The sequence below is a fragment of the Thermomonas mangrovi genome (genome assembly GCF_028201335.1).
Classification (GTDB): domain Bacteria; phylum Pseudomonadota; class Gammaproteobacteria; order Xanthomonadales; family Xanthomonadaceae; genus Thermomonas; species Thermomonas mangrovi.
The window spans coordinates 81205-107527 of the sequence record NZ_JAPEVV010000008.1; the positions used below are offsets into that span (position 1 = coordinate 81205).

24 protein-coding genes and 2 pseudogenes are annotated in these 26323 nt (G+C 69.6%); 7 read left to right on the forward strand and 19 right to left on the reverse strand.

Annotation, left to right across the window (positions count from 1 at the left end):
* Positions 1-2: 2 nt before the first annotated feature.
* The 11 genes from ON759_RS12080 to ON759_RS12130 all read right to left on the reverse strand — a co-directional run bounded on the left by ON759_RS12080 (position 3) and on the right by ON759_RS12130 (position 12920).
* On the reverse strand, positions 3-2213 hold the full coding sequence (locus ON759_RS12080; protein ID WP_271680645.1) for a CHAT domain-containing protein: 2211 nt from the start codon (positions 2211-2213) through the stop codon (positions 3-5).
* Between the two features lie 148 nt (positions 2214-2361).
* Positions 2362-3621, reverse strand: coding sequence for a glutamate-5-semialdehyde dehydrogenase (locus ON759_RS12085; protein ID WP_271680646.1), 1260 nt, complete (start codon positions 3619-3621; stop codon positions 2362-2364).
* Positions 3618-4754: a glutamate 5-kinase gene (proB, locus tag ON759_RS12090; protein ID WP_271680647.1), complete on the reverse strand. Its 1137-nt coding sequence runs from the start codon at positions 4752-4754 to the stop codon at positions 3618-3620. Before proB ends, ON759_RS12085 begins: the two co-directional genes overlap by 4 nt.
* A gap of 3 nt (positions 4755-4757) precedes the next feature.
* Positions 4758-6053, reverse strand: coding sequence for an argininosuccinate lyase (locus tag ON759_RS12095; protein ID WP_271680648.1), 1296 nt, complete (start codon positions 6051-6053; stop codon positions 4758-4760).
* Positions 6050-7009, reverse strand: a complete 960-nt coding sequence (argC, locus tag ON759_RS12100; RefSeq protein ID WP_271680649.1) for an N-acetyl-gamma-glutamyl-phosphate reductase — start codon at positions 7007-7009, stop codon at positions 6050-6052. Before argC ends, ON759_RS12095 begins: the two co-directional genes overlap by 4 nt.
* Positions 7006-8340: an acetylglutamate kinase gene (locus tag ON759_RS12105; RefSeq protein WP_271680720.1), complete on the reverse strand. Its 1335-nt coding sequence runs from the start codon at positions 8338-8340 to the stop codon at positions 7006-7008. Before ON759_RS12105 ends, argC begins: the two co-directional genes overlap by 4 nt.
* A gap of 33 nt (positions 8341-8373) precedes the next feature.
* A complete protein-coding gene (locus ON759_RS12110; protein ID WP_271680650.1) occupies positions 8374-9468 on the reverse strand; it encodes an acetylornithine deacetylase in 1095 nt (364 codons plus the stop codon).
* On the reverse strand, positions 9465-9905 hold the full coding sequence (locus ON759_RS12115) for a GNAT family N-acetyltransferase (RefSeq protein WP_271680651.1): 441 nt from the start codon (positions 9903-9905) through the stop codon (positions 9465-9467). Before ON759_RS12115 ends, ON759_RS12110 begins: the two co-directional genes overlap by 4 nt.
* A gap of 13 nt (positions 9906-9918) precedes the next feature.
* Positions 9919-11124 carry an argininosuccinate synthase gene (locus tag ON759_RS12120; RefSeq protein WP_271680652.1) on the reverse strand — a complete coding sequence of 402 codons (1206 nt, stop codon included), beginning with the start codon at positions 11122-11124 and terminating at the stop codon, positions 9919-9921.
* 41 nt (positions 11125-11165) lie between these two features.
* Positions 11166-12167, reverse strand: coding sequence for an N-acetylornithine carbamoyltransferase (locus tag ON759_RS12125; protein ID WP_271680653.1), 1002 nt, complete (start codon positions 12165-12167; stop codon positions 11166-11168).
* Between the two features lie 300 nt (positions 12168-12467).
* Positions 12468-12920: a hypothetical protein gene (locus ON759_RS12130; RefSeq protein WP_271680654.1), complete on the reverse strand. Its 453-nt coding sequence runs from the start codon at positions 12918-12920 to the stop codon at positions 12468-12470.
* Between the two features lie 106 nt (positions 12921-13026).
* Here ON759_RS12130 and cysS point away from each other — a divergent pair.
* The 4 genes and pseudogenes from cysS to ON759_RS12150 all read left to right on the forward strand — a co-directional run.
* Positions 13027-14196, forward strand: a pseudogene (cysS, locus tag ON759_RS12135) (cysteine--tRNA ligase); the annotation flags it as partial.
* Between the two features lie 383 nt (positions 14197-14579).
* A complete protein-coding gene (locus ON759_RS12140; protein WP_271680656.1) occupies positions 14580-15350 on the forward strand; it encodes a DUF4344 domain-containing metallopeptidase in 771 nt (256 codons plus the stop codon).
* 16 nt (positions 15351-15366) lie between these two features.
* Positions 15367-15810 carry a SufE family protein gene (locus ON759_RS12145; RefSeq protein WP_271680657.1) on the forward strand — a complete coding sequence of 148 codons (444 nt, stop codon included), beginning with the start codon at positions 15367-15369 and terminating at the stop codon, positions 15808-15810.
* The gene (locus tag ON759_RS12150) at positions 15807-17036 is read left to right on the forward strand and encodes an MFS transporter (RefSeq protein ID WP_271680658.1); all 1230 of its coding nucleotides are present in this window, start codon (positions 15807-15809) and stop codon (positions 17034-17036) included. The genes ON759_RS12145 and ON759_RS12150 overlap by 4 nt, the downstream gene beginning before the upstream one ends.
* A 73-nt stretch (positions 17037-17109) precedes the next feature.
* On the opposite strand, the gene ON759_RS12155 is transcribed toward ON759_RS12150, so the two are convergent.
* Positions 17110-17310 carry a CsbD family protein gene (locus ON759_RS12155; protein ID WP_271680659.1) on the reverse strand — a complete coding sequence of 67 codons (201 nt, stop codon included), beginning with the start codon at positions 17308-17310 and terminating at the stop codon, positions 17110-17112.
* 185 nt (positions 17311-17495) lie between these two features.
* Entirely contained in the window at positions 17496-18542 is a 1047-nt protein-coding gene (gene dksA / locus ON759_RS12160) for an RNA polymerase-binding protein DksA (protein WP_271680660.1), read from the reverse strand.
* A 97-nt stretch (positions 18543-18639) separates the two neighbouring features.
* Between dksA and yidD the strand changes: the two genes are divergently transcribed.
* The 3 genes and pseudogenes from yidD to ON759_RS12175 all read left to right on the forward strand — a co-directional run bounded on the left by yidD (position 18640) and on the right by ON759_RS12175 (position 21089).
* Positions 18640-18870 carry a membrane protein insertion efficiency factor YidD gene (gene yidD, locus ON759_RS12165; RefSeq protein WP_271680661.1) on the forward strand — a complete coding sequence of 77 codons (231 nt, stop codon included), beginning with the start codon at positions 18640-18642 and terminating at the stop codon, positions 18868-18870.
* A gap of 8 nt (positions 18871-18878) precedes the next feature.
* Positions 18879-20225, forward strand: a complete 1347-nt coding sequence (locus ON759_RS12170; RefSeq protein ID WP_271680662.1) for a dihydroorotase — start codon at positions 18879-18881, stop codon at positions 20223-20225.
* A pseudogene (locus tag ON759_RS12175) lies at positions 20225-21089 on the forward strand (M23 family metallopeptidase). Before ON759_RS12170 ends, ON759_RS12175 begins: the two are co-directional and overlap by 1 nt.
* Positions 21090-21341: 252 nt before the next feature.
* Here the strand turns inward: ON759_RS12175 and folE2 are convergent.
* The 6 genes from folE2 to efp are packed head-to-tail and all read right to left on the reverse strand — an operon-like array spanning position 21342 to position 26309.
* Positions 21342-22271 carry a GTP cyclohydrolase FolE2 gene (folE2, locus tag ON759_RS12180; RefSeq protein WP_271680663.1) on the reverse strand — a complete coding sequence of 310 codons (930 nt, stop codon included), beginning with the start codon at positions 22269-22271 and terminating at the stop codon, positions 21342-21344.
* Positions 22272-22319: 48 nt separating this feature from the next.
* A complete protein-coding gene (locus tag ON759_RS12185; RefSeq protein ID WP_271680664.1) occupies positions 22320-23006 on the reverse strand; it encodes a phytoene/squalene synthase family protein in 687 nt (228 codons plus the stop codon).
* Positions 23003-23680, reverse strand: a complete 678-nt coding sequence (gene gph / locus ON759_RS12190) for a phosphoglycolate phosphatase (protein ID WP_271680665.1) — start codon at positions 23678-23680, stop codon at positions 23003-23005. The genes ON759_RS12185 and gph overlap by 4 nt, the downstream gene beginning before the upstream one ends.
* Positions 23677-24402, reverse strand: coding sequence for a bifunctional 2-polyprenyl-6-hydroxyphenol methylase/3-demethylubiquinol 3-O-methyltransferase UbiG (gene ubiG, locus ON759_RS12195; protein WP_271680666.1), 726 nt, complete (start codon positions 24400-24402; stop codon positions 23677-23679). The genes gph and ubiG overlap by 4 nt, the downstream gene beginning before the upstream one ends.
* The gene (locus tag ON759_RS12200) at positions 24399-25739 is read right to left on the reverse strand and encodes a TRZ/ATZ family hydrolase (protein WP_271680667.1); all 1341 of its coding nucleotides are present in this window, start codon (positions 25737-25739) and stop codon (positions 24399-24401) included. Before ON759_RS12200 ends, ubiG begins: the two co-directional genes overlap by 4 nt.
* 3 nt (positions 25740-25742) lie before the next feature.
* Positions 25743-26309 carry an elongation factor P gene (gene efp / locus ON759_RS12205; protein ID WP_271680668.1) on the reverse strand — a complete coding sequence of 189 codons (567 nt, stop codon included), beginning with the start codon at positions 26307-26309 and terminating at the stop codon, positions 25743-25745.
* Between the last annotated feature and the right edge of the window lie 14 nt (positions 26310-26323).

Below are 26323 nucleotides of genomic sequence, written 5' to 3' on the forward strand. Positions count from 1 at the left end.
GTTCATTGGCCCACCGTGAGTCGCCAGTTGCCGATCAGGTTGAACGGCGCCCAATAGAACGGATGCGCGGTCTGCGGATCGGCCATCACCGCGCGCTGCGCGTCGCGCATCGCGTCCTGCACGACCACGCCCTTGGCCAGGTCGGCATATAACGTGGTCATCAGCTTCTCGGTGGCGGCGTCGGACACCGGCCACAGCGAAGCCAGCAGCGTGGAGGTACCGGCCGACAGGAAGGAGCGGGTGAACCCCAGCACCTCGTCGCCGTTGTCCACCCGGCCGAGCCCGGATTCGCAGGCGGAGAGGGCCAGCATCGCGACGTTGCCGAGGTCCATGCCGATCACGTCCTTGGCCTCGAGGTAGTTCGGCTTGCCGTCCTCGTCCGCCAGCAGCACCTTCGAATGCAGCGGGTCCAGGGTGTCGGCCATGGCGTGCGCGGCGACGTGCACCAGGCGCGCCTTCGGAGCGGCAGCGGCGAAGTTGGTCTTGTTCGCCTCGGCGTTGAAGTACAGCGTCGCCCCCGGGAACTGCGCGGCCAGCGCCTGGACTTCACGTTCGGCGCCGGGCAGCGGATCGGCCACGTCGGGCGAGATGGTCGGGTTGCCGAAGGCCAGCAGCTCCGCGCGCGCGGTCGGGGTGCGCTGGGCCAGGCGCGCGGCGATGCTGATCGACGGCGCGATCGAGATCGGGTTGCGCTCGATCAGGTACTGCCCGTCGAGCCGCAGCGCCTGGAACGGCAGGTAGTGCAGCGGCCCGTGCGGCACGATCACCACGCGCTTGCCGGGCGCGATCCCGAGCGGCGCCAGCAGCAGCTGTCCAATCTGGTCGCCGATGCCCGCGGCCTTCGGATTCAGCTTGATCAACGCGTCGCGGTAGGCATCGACAAGCCGGCCCAGGTCGGCACGGGGCAGCGCCAGCGGGAACTTCGCCTCGCGCACGCCATCGCGCGACAGCACCCAGGCGACCAGGCGGTCGGGCAGCGTGTGGTAGGCCACCACCACCTCGTCCGGCGCGAGCATGGCCTGCAGCTGCGCCGCGTCCATCGCCGCCCCGCTGTCGCCCTTTAGTTCGGCGCGCCCCGCCACTGCGTCGAGCAGCGCACGCGCGCGGCTGCGCTCGCTGATGTCGAACGCGCGGGCCGGCTGGCCGAGCTTGTCGTGCAACACGATCGCCCGCTCGAATACCGCCTGCAGGTCGGAGAACAGGCCCATCTTGAATTCGTCGCTGCGGAACTGCGCGCGGGCGCGGTCGAAGGTATCGATCGCCTCGTCCAGCGCACGCGCGGCCTCGGCATCCTGGCCCAGCGCGGCCTGGCTCTTGGAGATGCCGTCCAGCGCCCACGCGCGGTAGAACGTCTCGTCGCCGTCGGCGGGCGCATCGGCCAATGCCTGGTAAAGCGCCAGCGCCTCGGCCGGCTTTCCCTCGGCCAACAACAGGCGGCCCCGCGTCCGTTGCAGTTGCGCGCGCTGGCGGGCTTCGGCGGGCTGCGCGAGGCCGTCGAGGGTGGCGCGCGCGCGCGGCAGGTCGCCCGACAGGATCAGCGCATTTGCCAGCGACGCGTCCACCAGCGGGCGGAACCGCGCGGAGCTCTCGGTGGCGGCCTGCTCGTAGCTGGCGATGGCCTCGTCGAAACGCCGCTGGCGCGTCCGCACGTCGCCGATGACCTTGCGTGCCGGTCCGTTGACCTGGGTCGGATCCACGCCCGGGTACTTCAATGCGAGCGTGGCGAACTGCTCCGCGCGCTCCAGCTGGCCGGCGTAGTTGAAGGCGATCGCGAGGTCGCGGTAGGCCTTGCCCAGCAAGTCGGTGTTGCCGCTCTGCAGGGCCACGTGCAGGGCCTTGCTCGCGGCGCGGGCGCTCTCGCGGAACTCGCCCTTCTCGGCCAGTTCGACCGCCTGGCTGCAATAGGCATAGCCGTCCAGCTTCACCGCTTCGCGCTCGTACAGCGCCGCGCCTTCAGCCGCGAGGGACAGCGCGGTATCGGCATCCTCCAGACGACCGAGCGCCGCCAGCGCGGCGCGATCGTCGTCGCCGATGGCAGCCGGCGCCTCCGCGGGCGCGACGGGAGCCACGGATGCCTGTGCGACCGGCGGCGGGGCGTCCTGCCCACGCGTGCCGGCATCGGGGGCGCAGGAAGCGAAGGCAGGTGCCGACGCCAAGGACAAGGCAAGCAGGATCGCCAACGGGCGGGCGAAGGATGGCGCGGTGCGCGACATGCGGGCACTCCCAATGCAGGACGGGCCTGCGTGCAGTGCGTCGCAGTCTAGGAAGCCTCCCCCGCCTAGCCTATTCGCGGTAAGGCATAGGACTTATTGGCTATGGATCGCTGGCCGGTCGGCCCGTCATCCGGCGTGCGCCGCGCGTTCAGCCAACCGGATGCCGCACCTGGCCCTCGCCACGCACCACGAAGCGTTCGATGGTGAGCGCCTCGACGCCCATCGGGCCGTAGGCATGCAGGCGGGTGGTGGAGATCCCGATCTCCGCGCCCAGCCCGAGCTGGCCGCCGTCGTTGAAGCGGCTGGACGCGTTGACCATCACCGCCGAACTGCGCGTGCCGCGGACGAAGGCCTCCGCGGCGTCGGGGTCGCTGGTGGCGATCGCCTCGGTGTGGTCGGAGCCATGGCGGGCGATGTGCGCCAGCGCGGCGGACAGGTCGTCGACCACCTTCACCGCGATCACCAGGTCGAGGAATTCGGCGGCGTAGTCGGCCTCGGTGGCGGGCGCCAGGGCGGGATCGAAGGCGCGGGTGGCGGCATCGCCGCGCACCTCGACGCCGTGCGCCTGCAGCCGCTGCAGGGCGTGCGGCAGGAACGCCGGCGCGATGTCGCGATGGACCAGCAGGGTTTCCAGCGCGTTGCAGACCCCGGGGCGCGAGACCTTGCCGTCCACCAGCAGGTCCAGCGCCAGCGCAACATCGGCGTCGCGGTCCACGTACAGGTGGCAGACGCCCTTGTAGTGCTTGATCACCGGCACCCGCGCATGCTCGGCGACGAAGCGGATCAGGCTCTCGCCGCCGCGCGGGATTGCCAGGTCGACCAGGTCGGCCAGCTGCAACAACTCGAGTACGTGCTCGCGGGCCGGGTCGGCGACCAGCGATACCGCCGCTTCCGGCAGGCCGGCCTCGCGCAGGGCGGCATGCAGGCAGGCGGCGATCGCGGCATTGCTGGCCGCGGCCTCGGACCCGCCGCGCAGCAGCACCGCGTTGCCGGCCTTCAGGCACAGCGCCGCGGCTTCCGCGGTCACGTTCGGGCGCGCTTCGTAGATCATCGCGACCAGCCCCAGCGGGATGCGCTGGCGCTCGACCACCAGGCCGTTCGGACGCGTCTCGCGGCGGGTCACCTCGCCCAGCGGATCGGCCTGCGCCGCCACCTCGCGTAGGGCCTCGGCCATCCCGCGCACGCGCGCCGGATCCAACGCCAACCGATCCAGCGTGGCCTTTCCCGCACCGTGTGCCGCAGCCTTGGCGAGATCGTCGGCATTCGCCGCCAGGATCGCCGCCTCGCCGGCCAGCAGCTGGTCGGCCATGGTCTCCAGCAGCCGGCGCCGGGTCGCCGCATCTGCAGCCGCGATCGCCGCCTGCGCCTGCCGCGCGGCAAGCGCCAGTCCACGCACGTAACCGGTCATGCCGTCGCCTCCGTCGGGTTGGCGACGCCGTCCAGCAGGACCAGGTCGTCGCGGTGGACCATGGCTTCGTCGTAGCGGAAGCCGAGGATGGGTTCGATGTCGCGGCTGTGGCGACCGGCGATGCGCGCCGCCTCGACCGCGTTGTACTGCGCCTGCCCGCGCGCCAGCGGCTGGCCGTCCTCGCCGACGACCTCGATGACGTCGCCGCGGCGGAAGTCGCCGGCCACCTTGCGCAGCCCGCCGGGCAGCAGCGACGCCCCGCGCTGCAAGGCAGCGCGCGCACCGGCATCGACCTCCAGCACGCCGGCGACGGGCGCATGCCGCAGCCATTGCTTGCGCGCGTTGATCCGGTTGCCCTGCGCGGCGACCAGCGTGCCGTGCAGCACATCGCCCGCCAACGCGGCCACGGTACCGGCATCGCGCCCACAGAACAGCGCGGTGGGGATGCCGGCGGCCGCGGCCTTGGCCGCCGCTTCCAGCTTGGTGCGCATGCCGCCGGTGCCGAGCGCGCTTGCGCTCCCCGCCATCGAAAACGTGTGCGCGGTGACGCGCTCGACCCGCAGTACCGGACGGGCGGCGGGATTGCGCGCCGGATTGCCGGTGTACAGCCCGCCGATGTCGGTGGCGATCAGCAGCAGGTCGGCCTCGACCAGCGAGGCGACCGCGGCGGCGAGGTTGTCGTTGTCGCCCAGCTTGAGTTCGTCCACCGCGACGGTGTCGTTCTCGTTCACCACCGGCAGCGCGCCGAGCTGCAGCAGTGCCTGCAGCGCAGTGCGCGCGTTGAGGTAGCGGCGGCGGTTGCGCAGGTCGTCATGCGTCAGCAACACCTGCGCCACGGGCACGTCGGACAACGACTGCCAGAAGCCCATCAGCGAGGCCTGGCCCAGCGCAGCCAGCGCCTGGCGCTGGACGATGCCGTTGCCCGCCGCGCCGATCCGCCCCCGCCCCGCCGCGACCGCACCCGACGAGACCAGCACCACCTCGCGGCCCTGCGCGCGCGCCGCCGCGATGAAGGCGGCGAGCTCGCGCGCATGCACGGGGTCGAGCCCGCCACTGCCGGCGAGCAGGCTGCTGCCCACCTTCAGCACCGCGCGTCGCCACGCCGGGAGCGCTTGCGGCGTGAAGGCGGCCATCGCTCAGCCCAGCGCCTGCAGGCGCGCGTGCAGCGCGTCCAGCCGCAGGTCGGCGGCGGCGCCGGGCGAGGTGCGCGCGGCCAGCGAGCCTTCCGGCGTCCTGCCCTGCCCGGCCGAATCGGCGGCGACCGCGGCGGCCTTGTAGGCCTCGCGGAACGGCACCCCGGCGATCGCGGCCTCGACCGCGACATCGGTCGCGTACATGCCGGCGTCGATCGCGGCGCGCAGGCGGTCCTCGCGCCATTCCAGGTTCGCGAGCAGGTCGGGCAGCAGCTCCAGCGCGGCCAGGCCGCGGCCGAAGCCATGCACGATCGCGCCCTTGGACGCCTGCAGGTCGCGCTGGTAGCCCGAGGGCAGCGACAGCAGTTGTTCGATCTCGGTGCGCGCGGCGGCCACGCTGGCGTGGGTGGCGCGCATCAGTTCGATCACGTCGGGGTTGCGCTTGTTCGGCATGATCGAACTGCCGGTGGTGTACTGCGCCGGCAGGGCGACGAAGCCGAACTCGGCGCTGGTGTACAGCGACAGGTCCCAGGCCAGGCGGCGCAGGTCCAGCGTCGCGCTGCCCAGCGCCTCCAGCGCGGCCAGCTCGAACTTGCCGCGCGAGAGCTGCGCGTAGACCGGCGAGACCTGCAGCCGCGCGAAGCCGAGCGCCGTGGTGGTGTGCTCGCGATCCAGCGCCAGGTTGACGCCGTAACCGGCGGCGGTGCCGAGCGGATTGGCATCGACCAGCGTGAGCGTGTCGATCGCGCGGATCGCATCGTCGATGAAGGCTTCCGCCCACCCCGCCCACCACATGCCCGCCGACGAGACCACCGCACGCTGGATGTGGGTATAGCCGGGGATCGGCAGGCCGCGTTCGGTGGACGCGCGCCCGAGTGCGATCCGCGCCACCTCGCGCGACACCGCTGCCACGCGCGCCAGTTGTTCCTTCAGCCACAGCCGGGTGGCGACCAGCACCTGGTCGTTGCGGCTCCGCCCGGTGTGGATCTTGCGGCCGGCATCGCCCAGGCGTTCGGTGAGGCGCGCTTCGATCGCCGAATGCCCGTCCTCGTAGCGGTCATCGAGCACGAACGCGCCGCTGCGGAAGTCGTCGGCCAGCACCGCGAGTTCGCGCTTCAGCCCGTCGAGCTCATCGGCGGACAGGATGCCGATCCGCTGCAGGCCTTCGGCATGCGCCGCGCTCGCGGCGATGTCGTGCAGGAAGAATTCGCGGTCGAGGACCACGTCGTCGCCGGCGAGGAAGGCCTGGATGCGGGCATCGACGGCCACGCCCGGCTTCTGCCACAACAATGCGCTCATGCCGCGTCCTCCAGCGGAATCCCGGCGACCTCGTCGAGGCCGAATGCGAGGTTGAGGTTCTGCAGCGCCTGGGTCGCCGCGCCCTTGAGCAGGTTGTCCTCGGTGGCGACGACGACCAGCCGCCGGCCGTCGCCCGACAGGGCGAATCCGCCCAGCGCGACGTGGTGCGCGCCGGCGATCCGGCTCACCCACGGTGCCTCGTCCTGCAGCTTGACCAGCGGCTCGCCGCCGTAGCGGTGGTGGTAGCGCGCCAGCACCTCGTCGCGATCGAACGCGATCGACAGGTGCAGGTTGGCGGTGATGGTCAGGCCGCGGAAATGCGGCGCCACGTGCGGCATGAACTCGATCGGGTGCCCCAGCTGCGCCGCGACCTCGCGCTCGTGCACGTGCCCGGTCAGCGCGTACGGCATCAGGTTGTCGCGCAACAGCGCGACGTCGTTCTTGTCGCTCGGCGTGGTGCCCGCGCCGGAATAGCCGGACACGCCGAAGCACTGCACCGGGCCCTCGAGCACGCTGCGCATCGGCGCGATCGCCAGCTGCATCGCGGTGGCATAGCAGCCGGGATTGCTGATCCGGCGCTGGCCCTCGTAACGCGCGCGGGTCAGCTCCGGCAAGCCGTAGTACCAGGACGGATCGAAGCGGTAGTCGGCCGACAGGTCCAGCAGGACCGCATCGGCTCCGGCCGCGTCGAACTGGCCGACGATGTGCCCCGCCTTGCCATTGGGCAGAGCCAGCACCACCGCGTCGGCGCCGAGGTCCGGCAGGTCCTCGTAGGCGGGCGAACTGTAGTGCAGGTCGCCGGCATAGCCGTCCACGTGCGCGGCCAGCGGCTGCCCGGCGCGCTCGCGCGAGGTGACGTAGGCCAGCTCGAACGCGGGGTGCCCGGCGAGCAGGCGGATCAGCTCCGCGCCGACATGGCCGCGGGCGCCGACGATGCCGACGCGCAACACGCTCATGCCCCGCCCTCCATGGGAACGTCCTCCAGCGTGGCCGGGCGCATGGCGCAGGTGTGCACGTAGCGTTCGATCAGGTCGAAGCCCGCCGGGCCGTACCAGTACGTCTTCCACCTGGCCTGCTTGATGCAGCCGTCGGACTCGGCGTCGTAGAACCCGTTGACCGGGTTGCCGTGGCGCGAGCGCCAGAACAAGGTCGGATTCTGCTCGCGCATCACCAGCCAGACCGCGCGGCCCAGGCCTTCGCCCTGCGCATCGTCGAGCACCGCGAACTTGTCGAGGTAGGTGCCGGCATCCTCGCGGGTGAGGATCACCGCCGCGCGGTAGTTCTCGCTGACGTAGGCGCGATGCAGCACGGTGGTCTCGAAGTAGTCCGGCAGCAGCTTGCGCCCGAATGCGGACTCGATCAGCCCGCGCAACCGCGGCAGGTCGAAGTCGGCCCACGCATTGCCCTGCAGCACGCGCTCGCCGCGGCGCACCAGGGTGCCGGAGCCCTTGTGGGTGAACAACTCCTTCGCCAGCTCGGCGGGCCGGGTGATCGACACCGACGAGGCCAGCGGCAGCCCGTCCAGCAGGTCCTTGATCTGCTCGATCTTCACCCGCATGCCGCCCTCGATCCATGGCTGCTGCATGAGGTGCGCGTACTCGGTGGACAGGTTGATCGAGTCGATCACCTTGCCGTCCGCGTCCAGCAGGCCGCCGGTCCCGGTCAGGAACACGATCTTGTACGGCTGCAGCACCTGCACCAGCTCGTTGGCGGCGAAGTCGGCGTTGACGTTGAGGATCTGCCCGCCGACGGTCTCGCCCAGCGAGGCGATCACCGGGATCGAGCCCGCCTGCAGGCTGGCCTGGATCGGCGCGAGGTCGACCCGCTTGACCTCGCCGACCAGGCCGTAGCGGGCGCGGTCGAGGTAGTCGGCTTCGAACACGCCGGAGACGATGCTGGTGGCGCGCGCATCGCTTGCCTGCAGCGCTTCCACCAGCTTGAGGTTCTGCGCATGAAATACCCGGCGCACGATCGCCAGCGCCTCCGGCGAGGTCACGCGCAGGCCGTCGATGGTCTGCTTCTCGATGCCGGCGGCGGCCAGCTCGGCATCCAGCTGCGGGCCGGCGCCATGGATGACGATCGGGGTCAGGCCGACGTCCTGCAGGAACGCCAGCGACGACACCAGTGCGTCGAGGTCGTCGCGCAGCACCGCGCCGCCGACCTTGACCACGGCGAAGCGCGCCGCGTCGAGCTGCGAGAAGCGCTTCAGGTATTGGCTGATTTCCTTGGCGCTGCCCATGCTGGACAGCAGGCGGACGATGGTCTGCCGCGTCTGCGGGTCGTGCACGGCTTGCGGGGTGAGGATCGGGGTCACGGCAGGTCAGGTTCCCAGGATGCGGGTGACGGCGTCGGCGTAGCGCTGCAACTGCTCCAGCGCCACCCATTCGTCGGCGGTGTGGGCCTGGGCGATGTCGCCCGGGCCGTACACGAAGGCGGTCAGGCCGGCCTGCGAGAACAGCGAGGCCTCGGTCCAGAAGTCGACGGCGTTGCCGATCGGCAGGCCCAGCCCGTCGGCCAGGTCGCGCGCGGCCAGCCTGCGCTCCTCCGCCGTCGCGGTGTCGCCGGCGGGCAGCGACGGGCCACGGAAGGTCTCTTCGTAATGCGCCAGCGCGGCCGGCGCGGCGCACCCCCGGAACCGCGCATGTAGTTGCTGGACGTCATGCGAGGGCAGCGGTCGGAAGCCGAAGCGCAGCTCGGCGCTGGGCGCGATCACGTTGGCCTTGATCCCGCCCTCGACCTTGCCGATGTTGAAGCGCAGGCCGGTGAGGCCACCGAAGCGCGCGTTCGCCTCGGCGTCGACCAGGTCCAGCGCATGGCCGCCCCAGCGCATCGCGTGGTGCAGCGCATTCGCGGCCAGCGCGTTGGCGCCGGATGCGTGACCGGCCTCGCCCTTGAGGCGCAGCAGCACCGAGCTGATGCCGCGATGCGCCAGCACCGCCTCGCAGCGGGTGGGTTCGGCGATGATCGCCTCGGTGAAGCCGTGCTCGCGGGCGAGGAAGGCGGCGATGCAGCGGGGATCGTTGGCTTCCTCGTCGCTGGAGAACAGGAACGCGGCATCGCCCGTGGTGGCATTCGCGGCCACCAGCAGGCCGGCGGCGGCGCCCTTGATGTCGCAGGCGCCGAGGCCGATCGCGCGGTCGCCGTCGATGCGCAGTACATGCGGGTCGGCGCTCCACGCCTCGGACGAGGGCACGGTGTCCAGGTGCACGTTGAACACGCGCCCGGGGTTGCCGCGCACCGCGAACAGGGACACCGCGCCTTCGCCGTGGTCGCTGACCTCAATGCGGAAGCCCGGCAGGTGCGCGCGCAGGTAATCGAAGATCCCGCCGGTGCCGATCAGCCGCGGCGGGTTGCGGGTGTCGAACGCGACCAGCGCCTCGAGGTGGCGCAGCAGGCCTTCCAGGTCGTTGCTCACGAGGCCTCCCCGCAGGTGTAGACGTCGGGGCGGTGGATTTCCATCAGCACCTCGGGTCGCGCCGGCGCATGGAAACCGAACCCCGCGTACAGCGCATGCGCGTCCGCCGTGGCCAGCGTGACCCGTCGCAGGCCCTGCAGGCGCGGGTCGGCCATCACTGCCGCGACGAGTTGCTTCGCGTAGCCCCGGCTCCGGTGTTCCGGCAGCACGAAGACATCGGCGAGGTAGCCGAAGGTGGCCTGGTCGGTCACCACCCGCGCGAAGCCGACCTGCCCCACGCCGTCGAGGTAGGCGCCGAAGCACAGCGAATTCGCCAGGGCGCGGGCCACAGTCGCCTCCGGGATGCCGCGGCTCCAGTAGGCCTCGGTGCTCAGGAAACGGTGGACCAGCGCCAGGTCGAGTTCGGCCGGGTCGGTGCTGATGCGCAGTGCGCTCATGGGGTCGGCATCCTCAGCGGTTCACCTGCGCCCACAGCGTGCTGCTCATGCCGAACAGCTTGATGAAGCCTTCGGCTTCCTCCACGCCCCAGTCCGCCGACTGCGCATAGGTCGCGCCCTTGCTGTTGAGGATGTGCGGCGAGCGCACCGCGACCGCATCGACGCGGCCGCCGCTGGTGCGCAGCACCACCTCGCCATTGACCTGCGCCTGCGAGGACGCGAGGTAGGCCTCGAGGTCGGCCTTGAGCGGGTCGTGGTAGAAGCCCTCGTACACCAGTTCCACCCACTTGCGGCCGACCTCCGGCTTGAAGCGGTTCTGGTGCTTGGTGAGCACGGCTTCCTCCAGCGCGCGGTGCGCGGCCAGCAGCGCGGCCAGGCCCGGCGCTTCGTACACGATGCGGCCCTTCAGGCCGATGGTGGTGTCGCCGGTGTACATCCCGCGGCCGACGCCGTACTGGGCGAACATGGTGTTGAGCTTGGCGAGGATCTTCTCGCCGGGCATCGCGGTGCCGTCCAGCGCCACCGCCTCGCCGCGCTCGAAGCGCAGCGCCACTTCCAGCAGTTCGGCCGGCCACTGCTCGCGGCGCGCGCACCAGCCGCGCGCGCCCTCGCCCGGCGCCTCCCAGGCATCGATCTCGCCGCCGGACAGGGTCACGCCCAGCAGGTTCTCGTTGATCGTGTACTGCTTCTGCTTGCCGCGCACGCCGAAGCCACGCTCCTCGAGGTAGGCCTGCTCGTAGGCGCGGGTCTGGGTGTGCTCCTTCTGGATCTCGCGGATCGGCGCCACGATGCGGTAGTCGCCCTGCGCCTTCACCGCCAGGTCGAAGCGCACCTGGTCGTTGCCCATGCCGGTACAGCCATGCGCGATCGCGTTGGTGCCGAGGTCGCGCGCGCGCGCCAGGCTGGCGTCGACGATCAGGTAGCGGTCGCTGACCAGCAGCGGGTACTGGCCCTGGTAGCCCTCGCCCGCCCACACGAACGGCTTCACGAAGCCCGACCAGATCGCCGGGCCGCCGTCGATGGTGACGTGGCTGGCCACCCCGAGCTCGGCCGCGCGCTGCTCGATGAAGGCGCGCTCTTCCGCATCCACGCCGCCGGTGTCGGCGAACACGGTGTGCACGTTCCAGCCGCGCTCCTGCAGGTAGGGCACGCTGAAGCTGGTGTCGAGGCCGCCGGAAAAGGCCAGCACGATGTCGCGGGAGTCGTTGGGGGTGGTCATGTGGGATCCAGTGGGGCGTTGGGATGCGGGCGGTGGTCGGGTCAGCGCAGCAGCGCGGCCATCACCGCCTTCTGCACGTGCAGGCGGTTCTCGGCTTCGTCGATGGCGATGCAGTTGGGCGAATCCATCACCGCATCGCTGGCCTTCACGTTGCGGCGCAACGGCAGGCAGTGGCTGAACACGCCGTTATTGGTCAGGGCCATCTTGGCCTCGTCGACCATGAAGTGCTTGTACTGGTCGCGGATCGGCTTCTCGGGTTCCCAATTACCGAAGTACGGCAAGGCGCCCCAGCTCTTGGCGTAGACCACGTCGGCGCCGGCATAGGCGCTTTCGATGTCGTGGCTGACCTGCAGCGAGCCGCCGCTCTCGGCCACGTTCCGTGCCGCCCAGTCCATGTAGCGCTGGTCGAGCACGTACTCCGGCGTCGGGCACAGCAGGGTCACGTCCATGCCCAGGCGGGTCGCGATGGTCAGCGCCGAATTGGCGACCGCCGTGTTCAGCGGCTTCGGGTGGTAGGTCCAGGTCAGCACGTACTTCCGGCCGCGCAGGTCGGTCGTGCCGAAGTGTTCCTGCAGTGCCAGCGCGTGCGCCAGCTCCTGGCAGGGATGGGTGATCGTCTCCATGTTGATCACCGGCACCGGCGAATACTTCGCGAACGACTTCAGCACGATGTCCTCGCGGTCGCGCTGCCAGTCGACGAACTTCGGGAACGCGCGCACGCCGATCAGGTCCACGTAGCGCCCCAGCACCCGCGCCACTTCGGCGATGTGTTCCTCGGTATCGCCGTCCATGACCGTGCCGAGGTCGAATTCGATCGGCCATGCGTCCTTGCCCGGCTGCAGCACCACCGCGTGGCCGCCCAGCTGGAACGCGCCCAGTTCGAAGCTGGTGCGGGTGCGCATCGACGGGTTGAAGAACACCAGCGCGATCGAACGGCCCTTCATCGCGTCGCCGAGCTTGCTGCGCTTGAACGCGGCGGCATCGGCCAGCAGGGCGTCGAGCGCGTCGCGGGACCAGTCCTGGGTGTTGAGGAAGTGCTTCATGGTGGGCTCGGCAGTGGCGTGGAAAACGGGAAACCTGGCCGCGCCCGCGCATCCTGCGCCCGCGGCGTTCGTGCATCCTGCACGTCAAAACGCAAGAACCCAGCACGCTGGCTGGGTTCTGTCTGTGTACGCATGGTGGTGCGTCCGGACTACCCAGCGGTCGGGGCGGTTTCCGGTCGGCGCGCGCGCGAGGTCATCCCGGAAGCCATCCGGGCGGCATCAGCGTGGCGCGTGGCGAGGTGCAGGTCCATGAACGCGCGGATGCTCGCATGTTGCGGCGCGGCACGCAAGCGCAGCCGCTCAGGGCAGTGGCTGCGGGGTGATCGAGACGCGCACCCGCAGGCGGTTGCCGGGGTCGCGGTCCATGCGGGTGCGGAACTTGCTGCCCTTGTACGAGTAGTCGACGTCGTAGGCGATCGCGCGGCGGAACTCGCGCACGACGGGCTCCATGCGGCAGTTGCTCAGGCCCGCTTCGCGTTCCTCGCGGGTCGCGGGGCTGCGCAGACGCTCCTTCACCGCGCTGACCACCCGGGTGATCCCATTGCCACCGGCGGCCTTGGCGTCGCAGACCCGCTCGCTGCGCGTCGTGCGAAGGACCTGGTAGACCGGCTCCACCGCCAGCACCTGGGCATAGTCGTAGCGCACGTTCTCCTGCGGGATGGTGACCTCGCGCGGCGGATCCTGCGCACGCGCCGGCGTCCCGGACGCGATGGCGAACAGGCAAGCGGAGGCGGCGAAGATCCGGCAGGACATCGGGCAAGTCTATCGGTGAAGCGCCAGGAGGGGATGAATCGCCGCTGTCGTCGGCCGGTCGCGACCGCCGGCTCGCTACAATGGCCGGCCACGATCGCGCGCCGCCATGAGCCTGAATCTCTACAACACCCTGACCCGCCGGGTCGAACCCTTCGTTCCCGCGGACCCCGCCGCGCCGACCCTGTACCTGTGCGGGCCGACGGTCTACAACTACGTGCACATCGGCAATGCCCGCGGGCCGGTGGTGTTCGGGGTGCTGGCCGCCCTGCTCCGCCGCCGCCACGGCGACCTGCGCTACGCGCGCAACATCACCGACGTCGACGACAAGATCAACGCCGCCGCGCGGGAGCTGGGCGTGCCGATCTCGGCGATCACCGACCGCTACGCCGCCGCCTACCGCGAGGACATGGCGATGCTCGGGGTCGCCGGCGACTTCGCGCCCGGCATCGAGCCCGCGGCGACCGCGCACATCCCGCAGATGATCGCGATGATCGAGCGCCTGGTCGCCGACGGCCACGCCTATGCCGCCGAGGGCCATGTGCTGTTCGCGGTGTCGAGCTTCGCCGGCTACGGCAAGCTGTCGCGCCGCGACCCCGAGGAGATGCTGGCCGGCGCGCGCGTCGACGTGGCCCCGTACAAGCGCGACCCGGGCGACTTCGTGCTGTGGAAGCCCTCCGGCGACGACCTGCCCGGCTGGGACTCGCCCTGGGGCCGCGGACGCCCAGGCTGGCACATCGAATGCTCGGCGATGGCCGCCGCGCACCTCGGCGAGACCATCGACATCCATGCCGGCGGCGTCGACCTGCAGTTCCCGCACCACGAGAACGAAGTCGCGCAGAGCGAATGCGCCCACGGCGGGCGCGTGTTCGCCCGCTGGTGGCTGCACAACGGCATGCTCAACTTCGGCGGCGCCAAGATGAGCAAGTCGGTGGGCAACATCGAACGCGTGCACGACCTGGTCCGCGCGCATCCGCCGGAGGCGCTGCGCTACGCGCTGCTCAGCGCGCACTACCGGCAGCCGCTGGAGTGGTCCGACGGCCTGATCGAACAGTCGGTGCGCACGCTGGATGGGCTATATCGCACCCTTCGTGATCTTGCCGACATCTCGGCTGCTCCAGTTATTCCTGAAATCATCGAGCAAGCCTTAGACGACGACCTAAATACGCCAAAGGCATTGGCCCAGATTTCCTCCATCGCAAAGAGAGCACGAAACTATTTGAAGGGCAAAGCTCCCGCTGTAATGCCTTCAGACTCTACGGAGGCGAGCGCGGCCGCCTCGATTAGATCGGTAGAAAGCCTTTTAAGGAACAAACCCCAGTACGATTTAACCGCGTGGCAAATTGCATATGAGGAAGCAGTAGCTCAAAGGAACTCAAACGTTGCAATGGCATTGCATAAGCTAAAATCGGAACTCCTCGGAGCAGGAAAAACATTAGGTTTATTGCAACAAAATCCCGTCACGTGGCAGACACGAGGAACCAGATCTGATGACGACGCGCGAATTCAATCGCTCGTCGACGAACGTACTACAGCCAAAAAATCTCGCAATTTTGCACGAGCGGATGCCATACGCGACCAACTAGCGGCCGAAGGCATCTCATTAGAAGATTCGCCTCACAAGACCGAGTGGAGTCGCAGATAGCTATGCGAATGTGTGTGATGCATAAGATCCAAATCACGCTCACCTGCCTAGCACTGCTCCTGCCAACGCAAGCAGGTGCAGAGAAGCTCTATTTGGGCCGTAACGATCCAATTAACAAGAACGGCTCGTTGAACAATCAGCCTCTGCTTGATAGAGCCAATTCAATGGTCACCCTGAAATATCCAACAAGGGTGGATTTCGTAAAGTGCGGCCATCCGAATGCGTACTATATACCGAATGACAGAATCCTTGTTTTCTGTCATGAACTTACAAAACTTATCTACGATCAAGTTAAAAATCTAAAGACTGAGGAAGAAAAAGGATGGGCCTTTGGAGGCGGAAGATATTTCATTCTGTTTCATGAGATTTCTCACGCTATGATTCATCAATACGAGATCCCCATTTCTGGCCGGGAAGAAGATGTCGCCGACCAATTATCATTTTGGATGATGTACCAATACGCCAGAGCAGTTGAAAGCGCCGAAATTACAGATCAGCGTTCAAATGAGAGCATTGCAAAGCAAGATATTTTTAATAGATTTCGCGGCGCGATGCTGTTAATGCTCGCACCTGAAATTTCAACCTCTTCGTACGCCGATGAGCACGCCTTCAACGCACAGCGATTTGCGAACTTGAACTGCTGGCTTTACGGCGCAGACCCGTCCAATGCCGCAAGCTTGGCGTTAGCAGCCAGCACCTTGCCTACCGGTCGTTTAAAGAAATGCAATGCCGAATGGCAAAAGATCGATAACTTTGTTAGCAGAGTTGTTAACAAATCGCCGGATTGACCCCCCAGATTTGCCAATGACTCCCCTTACGTTCCCCCTCGAACCGACCGCCGCCGAAGCGCAGGCGGCGATCGCCGACGAATTCGCCTTCTTCGGCGACTGGTCTGAGCGTTACCAGTACCTGATCGACCTCGGCCGCAAGCTGCCGGCCTTCCCGGATGCCTGGAAGACCGACGCGAACCGCCTGCACGGCTGCCAGTCGATGGTCTGGGTGGTGCCCTCGGGCGACGCCGACCGCCTCGACTTCGCCGCCGCCAGCGATTCGGCGATCGTCTCCGGCCTCGTCTACCTCGCGTTGCGCGTCTATTCGGGCCGCAGCGCGGCCGAGATCCTCGCCACCGAGCCGGAGTACATCGCCGCCATCGGCCTCGCCAAGCACCTCTCGCCGACCCGCAGCAACGGACTTGCCGCGCTGCTGGCCTTCATCCGCGAGCACGCCCGCGCCGCCGCAGGCGCATGAACGAGGTGCCGGCCTCGCCGCTGTCGAGCGCCGGCTTCCGCTGGCTGATGCTGTATCGCATCTGCACGCTGCTGTCCTACCAGATCGTCACGGTCACCGTCGGCTGGCATGTCTACGAGCTCACCCGCGATCCTTGGTCGCTGGGCCTGATCGGACTGGCGGAAGTGATCCCGTTCTTCTGCGTCGCGCCCTTCTCGGGCTACCTGGTCGACCACCTGCCGCGGCGCAAGCTCGGCGCGGTGGCCTGCGCCGGCCTTGCGCTCAATGCGCTGGCGCTGGCGATGGTCGCGGCGGGCTGGCTGCCGCTGCAGGGACTGTGGCCGATCTACGTGGCGATCGCGATCGGCGGCGTGGCGCGTTCGTTCCTCGGCCCGGTGTACAACGCCCTGTTCGCGCGGGTGCTCAAGCGCGCGCAATTCGCACGCGGCGCCAGCATGGGCAGCGTGGTGTTCCAGACGGGGCTGGTCGCCGGACCGGCAATCGGTGGCGTGCTGGTCGGCAGCGCCGGCAAGTCGGTGGCTTACGGCCTGGCGGCACTGTTCGCGGTCGCGGCGGCCACCGCGCTGCTGGCGATGCCGGTGACTGAGCCCGCCCAGCAGCAGCAACGCGGCCCGGTGTTCGCGAGCATCGCCGAAGGCCTGCGCTTCGTGTTCAGCCACCAGATCCTCCTCGCCGCGTTGGCGCTGGACATGTTCGCGGTGTTGTTCGGCGGGGCGATATCGCTGGCACCCGCCTTCATCAAGGACGTGCTGCATGCCGGGCCGGAGGCATTGGGCATCTTGCGCGGCGCGCCCGCGCTCGGCTCGGTCGCGGTGGCGGTGTGGCTGTCGCGGCATCCGCTGCAGGCGAACGCGGGCCGCATCCTGCTGGCCTCGGTGACCGGCTTCGGCGCGTGCATGATCGGCTTCGGCCTGAGCACCTCGTTCTGGCTGTCGGCGTTCCTGCTGCTGGTCTCGGGCATGTTCGACGGCGTCTCGGTGGTCGTGCGCTCGACCATCCTGCAGCTGGCGACGCCGGACGCGATGCGCGGCCGGGTGTCGTCGGTGAACAGCATCTTCATCAGTTCGTCGAACGAACTGGGCGCGTTCTACTCAGGATCGATGGCGCGGCTGCTGGGCCTGGTGCCATCGGTCGTGGTGGGCGGCATCACCACGATCGCGGTGGTCGCCGGCACCGCGTGGCGCGCACCGCGGCTGCGCCGGCTCGACCTGCGCGACCTGCAGTGATGAACGCGAAGAGGCCGGCGCATGCGCCGGCCCCGGATCGCGTGCCGCGCGCTCGGCGCGACGGCGGTTGCGGTCAGTTGAGGGTCTTGCGGAAGTCCTCGACTTCCTTGTTCGCGCGGTCGCGCTGCCAGCCGTAGGTTTCCTGCAGCTTGCCGGCGAGGTATTCGCTGTTGCCCTCGCTGACGTCGAACACGTCGTCGGTGAGCTGGCCCCACTTGGCCTGCGCCTTGCCCTTCAGCTGCTTCCAGTTGCCGGCGATGATGTCCTTGTTCATGGCGATGCTCCTTCTTGGGGGATGGCGTGGCGCCGTTGCCGGGCCACGCGTGCAGGATGCCGATCGCGATGTACACCCCGCGTGCAGCTTCCGTTAGCACGGGCTTGACGAACGCGAACGCGGATCCGGCGCCAACGAAAACGGCGCCCGAAGGCGCCGTTCCATTGCATCGCGGATCGGACTGCTCAGTCGCCCATCTGCTTCTGCAGGTGCTCCCAGCGCTCCTGCGCGTCGATCGTGCGCTCGGCGGTGAGGCGGGCCTCCAGGCGGTCCAGGCCGATCTCCTCGCCGGTGTCGACGCAATAGCCGTAGTCGCCGTTGTCGAGGCGCTTCAGCGTGCTGTCGATCTTGCCGATCAGCTTGCGGTAGCGGTCGCGGGTGCGCAGTTCCAGCGAGTTCTCGGTCTCGCGGGTCGCGCGCTCGGCTTCGTCGCCGACGTCCCGGACTTCTTCCTTGAGGTTCTCGATGGTCTGCTTGGATTCCTCCACCAGGTCCGCGCGCCACTGCAGCAGGCGCTGGCGGAAGTACTCAAGCTGCAGCGCGCTCATGTACTCCTCGTCGGCCGCGGGCTTGTAGCCCGCCGGCACGATCGGACGGCCGGTGGCCTCGTCGGTGCGGTACGCGACCACCTTCATCTTGCCCTTCGGCGTCGGCGACGCGGGCTTGGAGACGACCGCCACCGCCACCTTGCCCGGCTTGCGCGGCGCGGTGACCGGCGAGGCCGGATTGCCGGCCAGCGCAGTCTTCACGCCCTGCGCAGTGGGCTTGGGATCGATCGGCGCCGGCTTGGTCGCCTTGGCGGGCGCAGGCTTCGACGTCGCAGGCTTGGCGGGCGCTGCAGGCGCGGGCTTCGACGCCGCTGCCTTGGCCGGTGCAGGCGCCTTGGCGGGCGCGGATGCCTTGGCCGGTACAGGCTTGGAGGCCTGCGCCGCCTTCACGGGCACGGGCTTCTTCGCGACGGGCGCGGGGGCCTTCTTCGCGGGCGCAGGCTTCTTCGCAGGTACCGCCTGCTTGGCGACCGGCTTCTTGGCCGGCGCAGCCTTCTTGGCCGGCGCCGCCTTCTTGGCGACCGGCTTCTTCGCCGCTGCCGCCGGCTTCGCCACCGGTTTCTTCGCTGGCGCCGCCTTCTTGGCGGGCGCGGCCTTCTTCGCTGCCGACTTCTTCACGGGCGCCTTGGCGGCGGGCTTGCTGGCCGGCTTGGCGGCCTTCTTCGCGGGTTTCTTCGCTGCCACGTGCGGGTGTTCCTCGGTGTTCCCTTGAGACGGGAAAGCGCGCTGTTATACCCTGCCGGGGAGACAGCGGCAACCGCGCCCACCCCCTGCGCGGCCGTTGGCAGGCCACGTGATCGACCAACTCCTCATCGCGCTGCTGCGCGGCTACAAGCGCTGGATCAGCCCCCTGCTGGGGACCCGCTGCCGGTTCGTCCCCAGTTGTTCGGAATACGCGATGGAGTCGATCGGCCGCTTCGGCGCGCTGAAAGGCGGCTGGCTGGCGGCCCGGCGCATCGGCCGCTGCCATCCCCTGCACCCCGGCGGGCACGACCCCGTCCCCCCTGAATAGGAAACGCCATGGCCTCCACGCTCATCGTCAATGCCCGCCTCGTCAACGAAGGCCGCGAGTTCGACGGCGACCTGCGCTTCGTCGACGGCCGCATCGACCAGGTCGGCGGCGGGTTGTCCGCGCGCGAGGGCGAGACCGTCGTCGATGCCGCCGGGCGCCGCCTGCTGCCCGGGATGATCGACGACCAGGTGCACTTCCGCGAACCGGGCATGGAATACAAGGCCGACCTCGCCAGCGAATCCGCCGCCGCGGTCGCCGGCGGCCTGACCAGCTTCATGGACATGCCCAACACCAAGCCGCCGACGCTCGACGCCGCGGCGCTGGAGGACAAGTACCGCCGCGCCGCGGGACGCGCCCGCGCGAACTACGCCTTCTACATGGGCACCAGCAACGACAACCTGGACGCGATCCGCGCGATCGACCCGCGGGCGACCCCGGGCCTCAAGGTGTTCATGGGCGCCTCCACCGGCAACATGCTGGTCGACGACCCGGTCATCCTGGACGCGGTGTTCCGCGAAGCGCCGACGCCGATCATCACCCATTGCGAAGACACGCCGATGATCGATGCGGCGTTCGCCGAGTACCAGGCGCGCTACGGCGAGGACATCCCGGTGGCCTGCCACCCCGACATCCGCTCGCGCGAGGCCTGCATCAAGTCCACCCGCCTCGCGCTCGAGCTGGCACGCCGCCACGACAGCCGCCTGCACGTGCTGCACATCAGCACCGCCGACGAGCTGGCGCTGTTCGAACGCGGGCCGCTGGTGCGCGCCGACGGCAGCCGCAAGCGGATCACCGCCGAAACCTGCGTGCACTTCACCCGCTTCGCGCGCGAGGACTACGCGCGGCTGGGCAACCTGATCAAGTGCAATCCGGCGATCAAGGACGCGCACGACCGCGAGGCGATCATCCAGGCCCTGGCCGACGACGTGCTCGACGTGCTGGCGACCGACCATGCGCCGCACACGCTGGAGGAGAAGGCCAAACCCTACGCCGCCGCGCCGAGCGGCCTGCCCTTGGTGCAGTTCGCCCTGAACGCGGCGCTGGAACTCGTCCACGAAGGCCGGCTGAGCACCGCGCAGGTGGTGCAGAAATTCGCGCATGCCCCGGCGCAGCTGTTCGACGTCGCCGACCGCGGGTTCCTGCGCGAGGGCTACGCCGCCGACCTGGTGCTGGTCGACGACACGCCCTACACCGTGCGCCGCGAGGACGTGCTCAGCAAGTGCGGCTGGTCGCCGTTCGAGGGCACGACCTTCCGCTCGCGGATCGCCGCGACTTGGGTGAACGGCGCCCTGGCCTGGGACGGCACGGCGCTGGTCGGCGCGCCTATGGGCCAGCGCCTGCAGTTCGACCGTTGATGGCGCGCGCCGCGATCCTCTCGCTGTTGCTGTTGGCCTTCGCCGGCGTCGTGCCCGCGCAGACGGCGCCATCGGGCGAATCCGCGATCGGCGGCGGCGGCGCGATTCCGGCGCGCGCCACGCGCCTGCCCGCCAGCGCCTCGCAGGGCGCCATGGTGATCGGCAACACACACCCCGCGGCAGTCGTGGAATACGCCGGGCGCACGCTGCGGGTCACGCCCTATGGCAGCTTCGTGTTCGGTATCGGACGCGACGCGACTGGCGAGGCGGTGCTGCGGATCAAGCAGCCGGCAACCGGTTGGGTCGAGCACCGCATCGCGATCACCCCACGCGACTGGCCGGTCGAGCGGATCGACGGCGTGCCGCCGGCCACCGTCGACCCGCCGAAGGCGATCGCCGAGCGCATAGAGCGTGAACAGGCCCGGGTGTCCGCCGCACGCGAGCGCGACGATGCGCGCACCGGGTTCGCAGGTGTTCGCGTGGCCGCTGCAGGGCCGCATCAGCGGCCGCTTCGGCAACCAGCGCGTGTACAACGGCACGCCGAAATCGCCGCATTCGGGCATGGACATCGCCGCCCCTGCCGGCACTCCAGTCAAGGCGCCCGCCGATGGCGTGGTCAGCTTCGCCGATGCCGGCCTCTACCTCACCGGCGGGACGCTGGTGCTCGACCACGGCCACGGGATCAGCAGCAACTTCCTGCACCTGTCGCGGATCGACGTGCGCCCCGGCGACGTGGTGCGCCAAGGCGATGTGATCGGCGCGGTCGGCGCGACCGGGCGCGCCACCGGCCCGCACCTGCACTGGGGCATGAACTGGTTCGACGTGCGGATCGACCCCTTGCTGGTGCTTGAGCGCGCGAAATAGCCGCCCGCAGCACGTCCCGCGTCCCGCGCGGCGGCGCGCTGCAGAATCTGGTGATGCGCATCACTGCGCGGCGCGGTCCCATGCCCACATCGACCAGTTGCTGGTGGTTGGGCGCAAGTAGGCCAAGTAGGCCCTGTCTCCTCCCCTTGCGCGAAGCGCAGGGGGAGGTTGGGAGGGGGTGCTCTTATCAGGCATCCCTACCAAAAGCACCCCACCCCAGCCCTCCCCTGCTACGCAAGGGAGGGAGCGATCTCAGGAATTGCGCCCACTCACCGAGGCCACCGCATCATGCGGATGCAGGCTCTCGAAGTGGGCCACGTGCACGTCCCACGCCGCCACCCGCGCATCGGCGGCGAGCACCGATGCCACCCGGCGCGCAGCGTCCTCGCAGAACATCAGGTTCGCGGCGTTGGCCTCGGCGAAGGCCTGCTCGTCCTCGCGCTTCACCGCGGTCTGCACCGGCGTGCCCAACGACGCCTCGACCGCGTCCACCAGCGCCGCCAGCGGGAGCTCGGCGAACGCGGGGCGCAACTCCACGCGCACCCGCGCGCGGCTGCGCTGCGCATGCGGGGTCGCCGCCAGTCCGCGCGGCGACGCCAGCCAGTCGCGCACCAACGCGTTCGACAGCGGCCTGGCGCCGGCAAAATCGGATTCGAAGCGCGCGGCGTTGGCCTGCCGCGACAGCGCCGCCGAGGCGGGGCAGGTGCTCGAATAGTCCACCGCGAGCCCCAGCCACAGCGACAGGTGGCCGTCGCGCAGCTCGGCTTCGACCTCGACCGGGTAACGCTTCCAGCCCGCATGCGCGCTCACCAGCGCCGGCCGCAGCAGCAGGTGTTCGTAGCGCAGGCGCAGGCGCGCGCGGGTCGCCAGGCCCTGCTGCGACGCGATGCAGGCATCCAGCAGCCGGCGCAGCCCGGGGGCGGTCAGCGGTTCGTTGGCCAGCTGGTCCTGCAGCAGCAGGTACAGGCGCGACATGTGGATGCCGCGGGCGCCGGCATCGCGCAGGTCCACCGCGACATCGACCTCGGCCGTGACCAGCAACGGGCTTGCGTCGCCGCCGGCCAACCGGATCGGCAAGGCCAGCGCCTCCATGCCGACCCAGTCCAGCGGGCGCGCCAGCGCCGCCGCCTCGTGGGCGACGTCGGGCAAGGGCTGCGGGTGTTGGGGCGTACGCGATTCCATGCCGCGATTCTACCGGCGCCGGCGTGAGCGCCCGCGCAACATTGCGTCTCAGGCGCGCGCGGCGCGCCAGGCCGCCAGCGCCACCGAGATCGCGGGCATCGGCGGCGACTTGCCGTCGGCGAAGCGCGACAGGCGCCCGCGCACGATCGCCGCATGCACCCGGCCGGGCCGGGTGCCATCGCCAGGCGGGGGCCACTGGTCCAGCAGGCCGCGTGCCCAGCCCCGCACATCGAGGTCGCCCAGCGGGGTTACCCCGGATGCGTTCAGGAGCAGCCGCTCCGCCAGGAGCGAGACCACCACGTTGCGCGCCGGTGCCGGGGCCTGGCTTTCGAACAGGTGCTGGGATACGCCCGCCAGGGCTTCGGCATACGGCTCCAGCATGAACAGGGCGGCGTCCAGGCCCGCGGGGCGTTCGCGGCTCGCACGCAGCGCAGGCAGGCAGGCCGCCAGCGTGTCCCAGGGAGCCGCGACCTTCTGCAGCAGCACGCCCAGCGGATGGCGACGCCGACCGCGCGCCCAGCCATCCAGCTCTTCCGCCCACCAGGCCAGCTTGGCGTCGCCGGGGCGCGGATCCTCCCCGCCCCATGCAGCCTGGCCCAGTTCGTCGCGCAGCGACAACCACGCCGCCGCGCGCTCACGTTCCGGCATCGGCACGAATGCCTCGGCCACCCGCCACTCGGGCCAACGCGCGCGCCACTTGTCGAGGAAGCCCTGCAACGCATCGTGGTCGCTCATGGCGCGCCCCGCCACGGTGCCGCGTCAAGCAGGTCGCGCGCGGTCGCCGCCTGCGCATCGGCGCCCCAGGCCAGCGGGTCGTCGCCCGGCAGGCGATAGCCCCACAGCGCGACGACGGAGTGCATGCCGGCGGCACGCGCGGCCACGATGTCGCGCTCGTCGTCGCCGACGTAGGCGCAATCGGCGATGCCAACGCCCACGGCTTCCGCCGCATGCAGCAACGGCAGCGGGTGGGGCTTGCGTTCCGGCAGGCTGTCGCCGCCGACCAGGACCGCGCTGCGGCTGTCCCAACCCAGCTTGGGCAGGACCTGCCGCGCCAGGTATTCGGGCTTGTTGGTGACGATGCCCCAGCGGCTCCCCGCCGCCTCGATCGCCGCCAGCAGTTCGGCCACGCCGGCGAACGGCGCGCCGTGGCGACCGAGTTCCTGTTCGTAGACATCGAGGAACTCGCGGATCATCTCGCCCGGCACTTCGCCGCCCAGCTCCGGGAACGCCGCCGCGCTCATCGCCCGCGAGCCCTTGGACACATGCGGGCGCAACGCCTCCAGCGGCATCGGCGGCCGCCCGCGGGTGGCGCGCATGCGGTTGACCGTCGCGGCCATGTCGGGTGCGCTGTCGAGCAGGGTCCCGTCGAGGTCGAACAGGACCAGGGCGGGGAAACGGAGGGCGCTCATGCCGGCTTGCGCGCGCAGGCCAGGTAGTTCACGTCGGTGCGTGCGACCAGCCGCGCGGCATTGCGCCAGGGCTCGTAGGCCAGGCCGCTGACGTCCTCGAGCACCAGGCCGGCCTCGCGCAGCCAGCCCGCGAGCTCCGACGGCTTGATGAAGTCGCGGTACTGGTGGGTGCCGCGCGGCAGCAGGCGGGCGACGTATTCGGCACCGACGATGGCCAGCGCGAACGCGGCCGGGGTGCGGTTCAGGGTCGACAGGAACAGGCGGCCGCCCGGCTTCAGCAGGGTGGCGCAGGCGCGCACGATCGCGCCGGGGTCGGGTACATGCTCCAGCATTTCCATGCAGGTGATGGCGTCGAAGCACGCCGGCATCTCCTCGGCCAGGCGTTCGACCGCGATCTCGCGGTAATCGACCTTGATGCCAGGCTGTTGCTGGGCAAGTTCCAGGCCGTGCAGCCGCGCGACCTTCAGCAGGTTCGGCGCGAGGTCGATGCCGGTGACCCGCGCACCGGCACGCGCAAGGGCCTCGCTCAGCAGGCCGCCGCCGCAGCCGACGTCCAGCACCGCCGCGTCGCGCAGCGGGGTGCGTTCCGCGACATAGGCCAGGCGTGGTGGATTCAGCGCATGCAGGGCCTTTTGCGGGCCGCTTGGGTCCCACCACCGTTGCGCCAAGTCATCGAACTTGTCGAGCTCGGCCTGCGAGAAATTGCCCGATTCGGTGTTCATGCGCTGCGCACCTGCGCGATGCGCGCGCGCCATTCGCGTGCCTTGGCGACCAGCGCGTCGGCATCCATGTCGGCCAGGCGGTAATCGGCCAGCTTGCGCACGCCGGCGATCCACACGTCCCGCACCTGGTGGCGGCCGGCCGCATACACCAGCTGGGAAACCACGTGGTGCAACGGCTGGGTCTCCAGCGCGGCCAGGTCGATGCAGGCGATGTCGGCCTGCTTGCCCGGTTCCAGGCTGCCGACCAGGTGGTCGAAGCCGATCGCCCTGGCGCCGCCGAGGGTGGCCGCGCGGAGCGCGGTGAAGGCATCCAGCGCGGCGGCGTCCTGCGCCACCGCCTTGGCCAGCAGCGCGGCCGTGCGCGTCTCGCCAACCATGTCGAGGTCGTTGTTGGACGCACAGCCATCGGTGCCGATGGCGAGGTTCACGCCGGCCCGGTCGAGCGCGCACGCCGGGCAGAATCCGGAGGCGAGCTTGAGGTTCGATTCCGGGCAATGCACCACGCTGACCCCGCGTTCGGCGCACAGGTGGATCTCGGCCTCGGTGAGCTGGGTCATGTGCACCGCGATCAGGCGGTCGTTGAACAGGCCGAGGCGGTCGATCCGGGCGATCGGGCGCTGCCCGTGCTGTTCGACCGACTGCTGCACTTCCTGCGCGGTCTCGTGCAGGTGCAGGTGGACCGGGATGTCGAGCTGGTCGGAGAGCAGGCGCACGCGCTCGAAGTTGGCGTCGCTGACCGTGTACGGCGCATGCGGGGCGAACGCGGTGGCGACCAGCGGATCGTCGCGCCACTGGTCGTGGACCTCGCCGGCGCGGTCGAAATACTCGTCGTCGGAGGCCGCCCACGCGGTCGGGAAGTCGATCACCGGCAGCCCGACCCGGGCGCGGAACCCGTGCTGCCGGTAGGTCGCGGCCTGCACATCGGGGAAGAAGTAGTTCTCGTTGCAGCAGGTGGTGCCGCCGCGCAGCATCTCGGCGATCGCCAGCGAGACGCCGTCGGCGACGAACCCGGGGCCGATCACCGCGGCCTCGATCGGCCAGATGTGCTGTTGCAGCCACACCTTGAGCGGCAGGTCGTCGGCGACGCCGCGCAACAGGCTCATGGGATTGTGGGTATGCGCGTTGACCAGCCCTGGGACCAACGCGGCATCCGGTCGCGACACGACCTGCCGCGCCTGGTAGCGCGCGCGCGCCTCTGCGGTCGGCAGCACCGCGACGATCGCGCCGCCGGAGACGGCGACGGCGTGGTCAGCGAGGACCACGCCGTGCGGGACGACCGGCACCACCCAGCCGGCTTCGATGATGAGATCGCAGGCCTGCGGGGCGAGGTCGGTCATCGCTTACTTCACGCGCGAGACGTATTCGCCGCTGCGGGTGTCGACCTTGATGACTTCGTCTTGGCCGACGAACAGCGGCACGCGCACCACCGCGCCGGTCTCCAGCGTCGCCGGCTTGCCGCCGGTGCCGGCGGTGTCGCCCTTCACGCCGGGGTCGGTCTCGACGATCTTCAGCTCGACGAAATTGGGCGGGGTGACCTGGATCGGGTTGCCGTTGAACAGCGTGACGACGCACTCCTCCTCGCCCTTGATCCACTTGGCGGCATCGCCAACGCCGGCCTTGTCGGCCTGGACCTGCTCGAAGCTTTCCTGGTTCATGAAATGCCAGTACTCGCCGTCGGTGTACAGGTACTGCATGTCGGTATCGACCACGTCCGCCGCTTCCACCGAGTCGGTCGACTTCATGGTGATTTCCTGCACGCGGCCGGTGCGGATCTGGCGATAGCGCACGCGGGTGAAGGCCTGGCCCTTGCCCGGCTTGACGTAATCGGTTTCGGTGATGATCGAAGGTTCGTTGTTGACCAGGATCTTCATCCCGTTCTTCACGTCGTTCATGCCGAGGGTGGCCATGGGTGCTCCTTGGG

Bases quoted from the DNA above. Each gene is read 5' to 3' on its own strand.
- ON759_RS12080 (WP_271680645.1), bottom strand. From the start codon at position 2,213: ATGTCGCGCACCGCGCCATCCTTCGCCCGCCCGTTGGCGATCCTGCTT.
- ON759_RS12085 (WP_271680646.1), bottom strand. From the start codon at position 3,621: ATGACCGGTTACGTGCGTGGACTGGCGCTTGCCGCGCGGCAGGCGCAG.
- proB (WP_271680647.1), bottom strand. From the start codon at position 4,754: ATGGCCGCCTTCACGCCGCAAGCGCTCCCGGCGTGGCGACGCGCGGTG.
- ON759_RS12095 (WP_271680648.1), bottom strand. From the start codon at position 6,053: ATGAGCGCATTGTTGTGGCAGAAGCCGGGCGTGGCCGTCGATGCCCGC.
- argC (WP_271680649.1), bottom strand. From the start codon at position 7,009: ATGAGCGTGTTGCGCGTCGGCATCGTCGGCGCCCGCGGCCATGTCGGC.
- ON759_RS12115 (WP_271680651.1), bottom strand. From the start codon at position 9,905: ATGAGCGCACTGCGCATCAGCACCGACCCGGCCGAACTCGACCTGGCG.
- ON759_RS12120 (WP_271680652.1), bottom strand. From the start codon at position 11,124: ATGACCACCCCCAACGACTCCCGCGACATCGTGCTGGCCTTTTCCGGC.
- ON759_RS12125 (WP_271680653.1), bottom strand. From the start codon at position 12,167: ATGAAGCACTTCCTCAACACCCAGGACTGGTCCCGCGACGCGCTCGAC.
- ON759_RS12130 (WP_271680654.1), bottom strand. From the start codon at position 12,920: ATGTCCTGCCGGATCTTCGCCGCCTCCGCTTGCCTGTTCGCCATCGCG.
- ON759_RS12140 (WP_271680656.1), top strand. From the start codon at position 14,580: ATGCATAAGATCCAAATCACGCTCACCTGCCTAGCACTGCTCCTGCCA.
- ON759_RS12145 (WP_271680657.1), top strand. From the start codon at position 15,367: ATGACTCCCCTTACGTTCCCCCTCGAACCGACCGCCGCCGAAGCGCAG.
- ON759_RS12150 (WP_271680658.1), top strand. From the start codon at position 15,807: ATGAACGAGGTGCCGGCCTCGCCGCTGTCGAGCGCCGGCTTCCGCTGG.
- ON759_RS12155 (WP_271680659.1), bottom strand. From the start codon at position 17,310: ATGAACAAGGACATCATCGCCGGCAACTGGAAGCAGCTGAAGGGCAAG.
- ON759_RS12170 (WP_271680662.1), top strand. From the start codon at position 18,879: ATGGCCTCCACGCTCATCGTCAATGCCCGCCTCGTCAACGAAGGCCGC.
- folE2 (WP_271680663.1), bottom strand. From the start codon at position 22,271: ATGGAATCGCGTACGCCCCAACACCCGCAGCCCTTGCCCGACGTCGCC.
- ON759_RS12185 (WP_271680664.1), bottom strand. From the start codon at position 23,006: ATGAGCGACCACGATGCGTTGCAGGGCTTCCTCGACAAGTGGCGCGCG.
- gph (WP_271680665.1), bottom strand. From the start codon at position 23,680: ATGAGCGCCCTCCGTTTCCCCGCCCTGGTCCTGTTCGACCTCGACGGG.
- ubiG (WP_271680666.1), bottom strand. From the start codon at position 24,402: ATGAACACCGAATCGGGCAATTTCTCGCAGGCCGAGCTCGACAAGTTC.
- ON759_RS12200 (WP_271680667.1), bottom strand. From the start codon at position 25,739: ATGACCGACCTCGCCCCGCAGGCCTGCGATCTCATCATCGAAGCCGGC.
- efp (WP_271680668.1), bottom strand. From the start codon at position 26,309: ATGGCCACCCTCGGCATGAACGACGTGAAGAACGGGATGAAGATCCTG.